Here is a 2,136-nt window from a genome sequence, read left to right as displayed (position 1 = left end):
TCAAACCGATCAACAACGTCTGCCACACCGAAGAGTCTGCAGCACAACACCACAAATCATTGGGAGACACACCCTAGATCGACACCGTGCTCCTCACCTCGCCGTGGGCGTGGCAGGCCGGGGACAGCGGTCTGCCCACCCAGCGGGTCAACTACCGCTGTCCGCCGGATAGAGGGGCGAGCGCGCCCATTGCCTCCATAGACAAGAGGGTGGGATGTTTATCCCACAGGCTGTGCTGACATTCGCGGCCCCCGTGGGCGTGGTCCGGGGGAGACCCCGAGGGCCGCAAGTGGACGCCTCTCGTCGTCGGGCAATGCGTTGGCTCGCCACTTCTTCACCGCCTGGTAGAGCCACTGGCCTACCTGTTCACCGTCGGCAGTGACATAGTTCGCGGGAACGAGTGCGTCGCCGTGCTCTTCGCGGTAGGCGGCAATTTCGGAAAGCATCCGTCGCCGCTTGCCGTCGGCCGGTGACACGGCAGGAAGTGGAAGATCGTCATCACTCCACACGAACCCGATCGCATCGAGTTGCGCAATGCGTTGGGGCGGAAGGGTGCCGAGCATACGGGCAACCCGCTGGCGGTCCTGCCAAAGTCCCAGTCGAAAACCGCATTCGGTGACATAGTCGACGGGCACCACGATTCGGGGGTGATGGCGGCGAAACGCAGCGTAGAGCTGCAGAGGTGAGGCTGAGGACCGGTTTGCCCGCATCGAAATCACATCCTTTGTGAAAGCCGTCAAGCGTTGCCCGGATAGTCATTACCCCAAGTATGTCAACCTATTTGACGATCTGTCACGGAAGTCGACACGTGTTGGGTTGCAACTTGGCAGGTGCGAGAGCCGGTGGAACTCACAAGTCTGATCACCAGCGTGAAGAGACCTTTCGCGCTCGCGCACCGGCACGCCGAGGGCCTGGGCCCGTCCCCCGGTGGAGGAAAGCGCGCTCCCGCGTCCTAGCGCTGGCCTGATCACTCCAGCCTGTGCCACGGCGATGTCGGTACGCCGTCACCCTCATGGACATGGCGTATTCACAGGTCAAGCCTGGAAACGTCCGGATCGGTTCTCGGTTCAGAGGTTCCAGAGTCGGAGCACCGCGGCTCGCAGGCTGGCTGAGACGATGCGGTGGTCGGTGCGCAGCCGGGGATTAGGGTGCCCGACGTCGGCAAGCCATACTTCTGCGTCGGTCACCGCGATCGGCTCCAGGTCAATTCGGGTGCGCAGTTGGTACGCCACCGCTCGGCGGGTGTGCGGGATCGCGATCGGATCGGAGTCCACGACCGCGGGCGGGTAGAGCCATTCGTTGTCGGCGGTGACCTGGAGCAGGACGTCACCGCGCTGGAGCTGCCCGCGGCCGCCGGGGGTGTCGATGCGGAACCATTCGAGCTGGTACGTCGCCGCCGGCCCCGCAGACGTACGGTGGCGGCTGGTGTGGGCCGCCCGCTCGTGTTCCTCCGCGGCGCCGGGTTGGTAGTCGGTGATGTGCCACAGGAACATCCGGGTTACCGGGGTGGGGAGGAAGTCGGGTTCGGCACGGTTGCGGCCGCCGATCCCGGGCAGGGGGACGGCGCGGCCGATCTGCCAGATAGCGGTGGCGTTGTCGAGAAACACCTGGTCGACCTCGGTGATCTCCTCGATACCGTCGATGAACTTCCGCACGGCGGCGACAATGTCGGGGTCCTCGGTGATGACCACGGCCTCATCGGCGATGGTGGAGCTGTGGGAGGCGTTGGCGGAACCGATGACCGCCCGCCGATCGGTGACAATCACATTGGCGTGCAGATTCGGTGACGACAGCACCCGCACCCCGGCGTCCACGTAGTGCGCGAGCGCGGCCGGGGAGGTCGCGTGTGCGCGCACCGCGGCCCTCGAGGCGTTGACGACGAGGACGTCCCCGGCACGCAGCGGCAGCAGAGTGGGCGCGTCCTCTCCGAGGTAGGCGATCGCGCCATGCCGAGGTCCGCGCGTGCGGATGGCGCGGGTGATGTGCGGCCACGGACTCGGCCCGTGGAAGGTGATCCCCATACCCGAAAAGGGTAGCGGGGATGACCGCTTCGGCCGGTTGTTGGCCGTCGCTGAGAATGCAGACGATGGCGTCACGGAATTTGCAGACGCAGGTGTCGCCGTTCGTCGGCAGGCT

At 65.5% G+C, this 2,136-nt stretch carries 2 protein-coding genes; both read right to left on the bottom strand.

The genetic code is table 11. From position 1 onward, the window contains the following. Positions 1–218: 218 nt before the first annotated feature. Entirely contained in the window at positions 219–710 is a 492-nt protein-coding gene (locus MLGJGCBP_RS18900; protein WP_080512611.1) for a helicase associated domain-containing protein, read from the bottom strand. 357 nt (positions 711–1,067) lie between these two features. Continuing rightward, positions 1,068–2,021, bottom strand: a complete 954-nt coding sequence (locus MLGJGCBP_RS18895; RefSeq protein ID WP_012686798.1) for a hypothetical protein — start codon at positions 2,019–2,021, stop codon at positions 1,068–1,070. Between the last annotated feature and the right edge of the window lie 115 nt (positions 2,022–2,136).

The organism is Rhodococcus sp. T7, from assembly GCF_009872365.1.
In the GTDB taxonomy this organism is placed as follows: Bacteria; Actinomycetota; Actinomycetes; order Mycobacteriales; family Mycobacteriaceae; genus Rhodococcus_F.
This window is presented reverse-complemented; position numbering and strand designations above follow the sequence as displayed.